The 7,276-nt window shown below is 40.4% G+C and carries 8 protein-coding genes; all 8 read left to right on the top strand.

What is annotated here, in order from left to right; translation table 11 throughout:
• Positions 1-748: prolyl oligopeptidase family serine peptidase (locus K1X84_16305; protein ID MBX7153192.1), on the top strand; the 748-nt coding region annotated here is incomplete at its 5' end.
• Positions 748-1,386, top strand: a complete 639-nt coding sequence (locus K1X84_16300) for an MBL fold metallo-hydrolase (protein ID MBX7153191.1) — start codon at positions 748-750, stop codon at positions 1,384-1,386. The genes K1X84_16305 and K1X84_16300, both read left to right, overlap by 1 nt.
• Before the next feature lie 224 nt (positions 1,387-1,610).
• A complete protein-coding gene (locus K1X84_16295) occupies positions 1,611-3,836 on the top strand; it encodes a hypothetical protein (protein MBX7153190.1) in 2,226 nt (741 codons plus the stop codon).
• Entirely contained in the window at positions 3,827-4,327 is a 501-nt protein-coding gene (locus K1X84_16290; protein MBX7153189.1) for a DUF2889 domain-containing protein, read from the top strand. Before K1X84_16295 ends, K1X84_16290 begins: the two co-directional genes overlap by 10 nt.
• Position 4,328: 1 nt before the next feature.
• On the top strand, positions 4,329-4,829 hold the full coding sequence (locus K1X84_16285; protein MBX7153188.1) for a DinB family protein: 501 nt from the start codon (positions 4,329-4,331) through the stop codon (positions 4,827-4,829).
• A 55-nt stretch (positions 4,830-4,884) separates the two neighbouring features.
• A complete protein-coding gene (locus tag K1X84_16280; protein MBX7153187.1) occupies positions 4,885-5,739 on the top strand; it encodes an MBL fold metallo-hydrolase in 855 nt (284 codons plus the stop codon).
• The gene (ispD, locus tag K1X84_16275; protein ID MBX7153186.1) at positions 5,732-6,439 is read left to right on the top strand and encodes a 2-C-methyl-D-erythritol 4-phosphate cytidylyltransferase; all 708 of its coding nucleotides are present in this window, start codon (positions 5,732-5,734) and stop codon (positions 6,437-6,439) included. Before K1X84_16280 ends, ispD begins: the two co-directional genes overlap by 8 nt.
• Positions 6,440-6,537: 98 nt before the next feature.
• Positions 6,538-7,047, top strand: coding sequence for a hypothetical protein (locus tag K1X84_16270; GenBank protein MBX7153185.1), 510 nt, complete (start codon positions 6,538-6,540; stop codon positions 7,045-7,047).
• The last annotated feature ends 229 nt before the right edge of the window (positions 7,048-7,276 follow it).

The following is a 7,276-nucleotide window of genomic DNA, read 5'->3' as shown; positions in this document are numbered from 1 at the left end:
TATCTGCCACGGTTTCAAAGGATTTAAAGACTGGGGTTTTTTTCCGTTTCTATCGGAAGTTTTATGCAAAAAAGGTTTTATCGTCGTCAAATTTAATTTCTCCGGTAGTGGCATCGGCGAGGATTTACAAAATTTTACTGAACCGGATAAGTTCGCAGCCAACACCTATTCTAAAGAACTCGAAGATCTAGAAAAAGTCATCGACGAACTTGAAAAAGGTAACGTTTGCGGTAAGTCGGCTTATTTGGATCGTATCGGACTCTTGGGACACAGTCGTGGTGGTGGAATCGCTATTCTAAAGGCGGCTTTCGATAAGCGGGTACAAGCTCTTGTGACCTGGTCTGCCATATCGCATGTTCAGCGCCAGTCTTTTCTGGATGTTTTACCGCAGTGGAAACGGCAAAAATATTTTGAAATTCAGAACTCACGCACTCAGCAAATGATGCGATTGAACATGGATATCGTTGACGATTTTGAAAAAAATAGCGAGACAAAATTGAATATTTTGAAATCGGCTGCAAAGCTCAATATGCCTTATCTTATCATTCACGGTGATAAAGACGAAAGCGTACCATCCATTGAAGCACGTGAGCTCTATGATCATTCCAACCAGTCACGTTCGCGGCTAGAACTTATTGGCGGAGCTACGCATACATACGGCGTGGTGCATCCTTTTCAAGGGCCGACATCTCAATTCAAAAAAGCAATGAATCTTACAACCGAATGGTTTAACAACTGGCTAAAATAATGATCCTCAAGACCCTGACCGTAGGTCCATTTCAGGAAAACTGTTACATTTTTGGCGATACAGCGACTAAAACAGGCGCTATTATCGATCCGGGTGACGAAGCAGATTGGATTATTGAAACCGCCCAACAAACCGGACTTCAATTTAAATTTATCCTGAATACCCACGCTCATATCGACCATATCGGCGCCGTTCAGGCCGTAAAAGACGCTTTAAAAATTCCTTTTTATCTCCACAAGTCGGAACTGCCGGTTCTGCAGCATGCACCGCAATCGGCCGCGATGTTCGGCATCCGTTTAAATGCAGTGCCCGAAGTTGATGTGTTTTACGACACGAATTTACCGATTACGCTTGGACAATTATCGGTAAATTTATTTTTTACTCCGGGCCATTCTCCAGGAAGCGTGTCGTTGTACTTACCTTCTGAAAAAATAGTTTTTGGAGGTGATGTATTATTCAACGGTTCCATCGGACGAACTGATTTACCCGGCGGAAATTTTGATACTCTTATTCATTCGATTAAAACACACCTGTTTACACTTCCGGATGACGTGATAGTGTACCCCGGACATGGACCTGAAACAACCATTGGCTATGAAAAAAAATATAATCCGTTTTGCGGCGATGATTCTAAATAGTTGTAGACCTTGCGGAAAGTAACATGAAACGATTATTATTTTTATTTTTTTTGATTTCGTGTGTGCTTTTGGCACAAAACAACCAACCGTCAAAAAATTTAGCCGAAGCATTGACTTCGCATTTACTACATTTAGAAGCCGATCCCACTCGAGTGGCATCAGTTACGGATTTTAATTTCAATCGCGACGCTGGTACATTTAATCTCAAAAACGGTAAAATCTATTTGACCAAACCTTTTCAGGACGAGGTTGTCGCCGCGATATTTATTGGCGAAGGCACCTTCTCCATGACACCGCCTACTAAGATTGAACGCGAGCATTTGGCTAGGTTTTATAAAACGCAAAGTTTAGAAAAAACATTTACCAGTCTTTTTTTGATTTTTAGTGACAGTACATTAAAAGAATTTCAATCAAAAAATGTTTTCTCTAAAGCTGAAGTCAGCAATGAGATCAACGATTTTTTAAAATCCCATTGCAGATACATTGCCGATAAAGATTATGACTGTCTCTCGGATGCTAATTTCGAGATCCTCAATGCATTGCTTAATCCAAAACAATCTCCACTCTTTTACGCATCTATAACGGATCGTACCAGTAACGCGATTGCGGGTGCCATCAGTCCTTTGGCCGCAACAAATTGGTCATCGGATCCTCTTTTTTTTGAAATCACACCTTATGACATAGAAAATGTCAAGCTCATGCGGCGCAATGCTAATGCAAAATTTCGATTCACCAAAGAGATTATTTCAATGTTTCCCGAAAAATCATTTGCATCATTACCTATTTATTTACGCGGTCAGCATAAAGATATTTTTAGAGCTAATCGTTATACCGCACAGTGTCGCTTAGGAAAGGACCTTGAATTGGATGCCGTTACTGAAATAGAGGTGGAGCCTTATAAGTCAGGAATCGAGTGGTTATATTTTGAATTATTTTATAAACTAACTGTAGATTCTGTTTTGATCAACGGCAACCGAACAACATTTTTTAAACCTTATGAATCATCGGAAATGTGGGAAGATTCTTATGAACGCGAAAGCTGTTGGATACAATCGAATGATATTTTCAAAAACGGAAGCAAAAGCATTATTAAAATATTTTATAAAGGCGAAATTATTGAAAGAATTGATAACGACTTTTTAATTCGGACATCAAACTCTTGGCTTCCTTTGGTCTATACAACGTATCCGACGACTGAAATGTATGACATTACTTTTAATTATCCGTCTCACTATAAATTAGCTTGTATCGGATCAAAAAAATTTGAGAATAGCAATAAAGAATGGACAACTAGTCAATGGATCACAACAAAACCTTTAGCATCTTGTTCATTTAATATCGGGTTCTTTAAAAGCTATATGTTAAAAAAAGAAGGAATGCCTGATATCGAAATCAACATGTCAGAAGCCGATCATTTGGAAATTGGAGCTGAACTTGTAAAAGAGGGTATTGGTACAGGCAAAGACATGGAAAAACAAGTTGGTGCCGATATCGCAAACAGTTATTCATTTTTTCAAGAAATGCTTGGATCCAACCAGATCGAAAAGCTATATGTAACTGAAACCTTTGGTCGGTCAGGAATTTCATTTCCAGGATTGATTAATTTAAGCTGGACAACTTTTCAACGTACGGACGAATCAGGTTACGATGAATTATTGCGCTCACATGAAGTCGCGCATCAATGGTGGGGATATGGCGGCGGCGTAGTACCCCGGACTTACCATGATAAATGGCTTTCAGAAGCGTTTGCCCAATATTTCGGCTTGTGGTATACGCAAATGGCACTTAATGACAATAAAAAATTCTTTAAATTTTTAAAAGATTACCGTGAGAGAATCATTGAAAACAGAAACAGTCTATTTGAAAAGATAATCGGAGCAGACCAGGAAGCAGGTCCGATCTGGCTTGGGTTCAGAACAAGAACCAGTTCCACTGAAGGTGATGATGATTTGCTGATCTATGAAAAAGGAGCTTGGGTACTTCACATGCTACGGAACCTGATGCTTGACTTAAATACTATGAGTGATGACCATTTCAAGAAAATGATGCGTGATCTCTATCAAACGTATGCCGGCCAAACTGTCTCAACGGAAGATTTTAAGTTAGTAGCTGATAAACATTTTGGCGCCGATATGTCTTGGTTTTTTAATCAATGGATCTACGGGACAGACGTACCAAAATATATTTTTTCGTACCGAGTAGCTCCTACCAATGAAGGTAAATTTAAAGTATCCTGTCGCGTTGAACAAAAGAATGTCTCGGATGATTTTCAAATGTATGTTCCTATTGCTATTGATTTCGGTGATAATCGTTCGGCAAGAATGCGGATACTCGTCAAAGGACCACTTTCACAGATCGAGTTGCCTTTATTACCACTCGAACCCAAGAAAATAGTTTTTAATTATTTGGAATCTGTACTTTGTGAGGTGGATGAAACGTCATGGAAATAAATGAAAAAAATCTCCTGAGCCCGGTCAAACGGCTTGTATCAAAACGTGATATCGGTATTCAAGCATTTGAACTGGAAAACGGCAATCTGATGATGGAAGCAACGTTTCTTGATCCGTATCATCTGATCAGGCTGAACGTACAAATTAATCCCAGAACACGCATGATCGAAGCGGCCAAAAGCGAGATGGCCAATCATCCCCACTCCTCTTGCCCGACCGTCACGGATAAAGCTAAACAATTAATTGGCCTTTCAATAACCCGTGGAATTACGAAAGAAATTAACCGGCTTATCGGTGGTATGGAAGGATGCGTTCACTTACGCGAATTGTCGTTGGAAACGGTAAATTTTGCGGCAACTGTTTTGATCGGTTACGATGAAGGTTTCGGGCTCATGAGCAGAGATTTTAATATACTCGATGAAAAAAAGCGGTATGATCTTTCAAAACATTTATTAAAAAATACGTGCCATATCTATAAAGAGACAAAATAAAATGTTCAGAAAAATTGATGATTTCATTACTCAGTGGCAATATGAAAAAGATGCCACTTCTGGAGTATTCAAAAATTTAACCGACGCTTCGCTCAATCAAAAAGTTGCATCGGATGGTCGTTCAATTGGTCGCTTGGCATGGCATATCGTGCTCTCAATTGGTGAAATGATCGGACGCACCGGTCTCAAAGACGACGGGCCTCCGCAAGACTCTGCACCACCTATCCATGTAACGGACATCGTTTCAGCATTTGATCATTTAGCTGGATCAGTATCGGAACAAGTCAAGACTAACTGGAGCGATGAAATGCTGACGCACGAAGTTTCAATGTACGGAGAAAAATGGACGTTAGGATTTGTCCTCGAGGTATTAATCCGGCATCAAATACACCATCGTGCACAAATCACGGTTCTCATGCGGCAAGCTGGGTTAAAAGTACCTGGAGTCTATGGACCTTCCAAAGAAGAATTGTCCCAATTTGGCATGCCGGCGATGGAATAATGATTAGAATTTAATTGAACATATTAACATTAGAGAATTATATACAGGAGTGATTATGCGGATAGGGCCTTATGCCGTATTTCCTATTGAAACGGGAGATTTCGCGCTGGATGGTGGTGCAATGTTTGGTGTTGTTCCAAAAAATCTTTGGAGCAAAACCAATCCGGCCGACGAACAAAACCGTATCGATATGACGATGCGTTGTTTGCTTTTAGTGCATGATAATGGCCGAAAAATTCTCATCGATAACGGTTCAGGCCATAAGTATAATGAAAAATTTGCCGCCATTTATCGCATCGATCACAGCCAATTGACCTTAGAAAAATCTTTGGCAGCGCTCGGATTCAAGCCCGAAGACATTACTGACATGGTGCTCACCCATTTGCATTTTGATCACGCCGGCGGTTCGACTAAATTGGATGCGGCCGGCAATAGCGTCCCGGCTTTTCCAAATGCAAGATATTACGTTCAACGCAAACAATTCGAATGGGGCCAAAATGCCAGCGAAAAAGACCGCGCTAGTTTTCTCAAACCGGACTATATGCCACTTATGGAAAAAGGCATTCTAAATCTCGTTGACAATGCCGACAATCTTTTTCCAAACATTCGTTTTTTTATAGCAAACGGACATACGCCGTCTCAACAGTTGCCGATCATTTCTGACGGACAATCAACATTATTTTTCTGCGGTGATTTGATACCTATGACTCCGCATGTGGCTATTCCTTACGTCATGGCCTACGATATTCAGCCGATGCTTACAATCGAGGACAAGAAAAAGATCCTTGAACAGGCCGTCCGTGAAAAATGGTTTATGTTTTTCGAACACGATCCAAAAATAGCATGCGCTACCGTTCGCCAAGATCCAAAAGGCTTTACGGTCGACCAAATAATCACTTTTAATGTTTAAACAAAAACACATTACAGTTATCATTCCGGCAGCCGGCGTCGGTCAACGAATGAAGTCTTCATCCGAAGGCAAATCCAAACAATTTCTGACACTTCAGGATCGACCGCTGATTTACTATACGCTTAAAAAGTTTGAGGATTCCGAGTACGTCGACGATATCATCATCGTTTGTGAAGAACAATGGATCCCCTATGTCGCCACCGACATAGTCGACACGTTTGAGTTTACCAAAGTCCGGAAAATAGTTACCGGCGGCGCTCAACGGCAGGATAGCGTATTTAATGGCCTCCAGGCGGTTGAACGTACCGATATCGTATTGGTACATGATGCCGTCCGTCCCTTCATTTCCACTGAAAAAATCAATGCGTTGATTGAAGAATGCCTGACTTACGAAGCTGTCATTCTTGCCGTTCAGCCGAAGGACACGATCAAATCGCAAGACCACCATCAATTTGTCGATAAAACACTCGATCGAACTGAATTATGGAATGTCCAAACACCCCAGGCCTTTCATTATGGCCTTCTGATAGAAGCTTTTGATGAAGCGAAGCGGAAAAAATTTTACGGGACGGACGAATCTACATTGGTTGAAGCTATCGGTGTCAAAGTAAAATTATTGGAAGGCGAATATCAAAATATTAAAATCACAACTCCGGAAGATTTGGTCATCGCCGAAGCGATTCTTGCACAAACTAAATAAGGCGTTCTAAAATTATAATTTGACAAATCGACATGGTTTGTATTATTTTTTGGCAATTAAAAACTTCCTAAACCCACCTACTTTTTGAGGAGAGAACTATGGATGAATACAAAGATTACATGAAAAAAGGCCGTGATTTTTTCATTCAAAGCGATTTTAGAAAATCGTTTGAATTTTTTAATGCAGCATTAGACATCATCAAAGATCTCAAAGACGGTGATGATGGCAAACAACATTACTACATCACTCAGGAATGTGTCTTCGATGCCCTCGAGCGTATGCAGGATTACAAAAATGCCATCCTGCGCATCGATCAAGTCATTGAACAGGAAAAAGCCAAAGGCGACAACGCTCCCGTGAAACATATCGCCCACTTTATGCAGCGTAAAGCATGCCTTGAAATCAAGAATGGCAACAGCCGGCCCGGAGTAAAACTAGCGGGCGATGCATACGATCTGAGCTTTAAAACCAAAGAACAAACCAATTGCGAGATTGCTGCTAAAATCTGGAATGAACATCAACGTGGCTCTAAAGTTACGACTGAACATCTGGAATATTGGCAAAAACATCATAATTACTGGGTTGCTGACAGAGAACAGGCTATTTGATTTTAAAAGAATATACTGCTTTCGTAAGGTTGCTCATCGTATGATGCAACCTTTTTTATTCAAATAAAATGAGCCTTTCGAATCAAAGAAAGCCTTGATTCTTCTTTGCTTCGTATATATATTGCGCCGTTTGAATTTTGCATTAATTTTTTAAAATACCCTCACATAGTTTCAAGGGAAAATTATGGATTTCAAATTCAGTGAAGAGCAAGAACTGATTCGGGAAACT

The sequence above is a fragment of the bacterium genome, from assembly GCA_019695335.1.
Classification (GTDB): domain Bacteria; phylum CLD3; class CLD3; order SB21; family SB21; genus JABWBZ01.
This window is presented reverse-complemented; position numbering and strand designations above follow the sequence as displayed.

Excerpts from the sequence above, each read along its gene's own strand:
- K1X84_16300 (MBX7153191.1), top strand. The coding sequence starts at position 748 with ATGATCCTCAAGACCCTGACCGTAGGTCCATTTCAGGAAAACTGTTAC.
- K1X84_16290 (MBX7153189.1), top strand. The coding sequence starts at position 3,827 with ATGGAAATAAATGAAAAAAATCTCCTGAGCCCGGTCAAACGGCTTGTA.
- K1X84_16285 (MBX7153188.1), top strand. The coding sequence starts at position 4,329 with ATGTTCAGAAAAATTGATGATTTCATTACTCAGTGGCAATATGAAAAA.
- K1X84_16280 (MBX7153187.1), top strand. The coding sequence starts at position 4,885 with ATGCGGATAGGGCCTTATGCCGTATTTCCTATTGAAACGGGAGATTTC.
- ispD (MBX7153186.1), top strand. The coding sequence starts at position 5,732 with ATGTTTAAACAAAAACACATTACAGTTATCATTCCGGCAGCCGGCGTC.
- K1X84_16270 (MBX7153185.1), top strand. The coding sequence starts at position 6,538 with ATGGATGAATACAAAGATTACATGAAAAAAGGCCGTGATTTTTTCATT.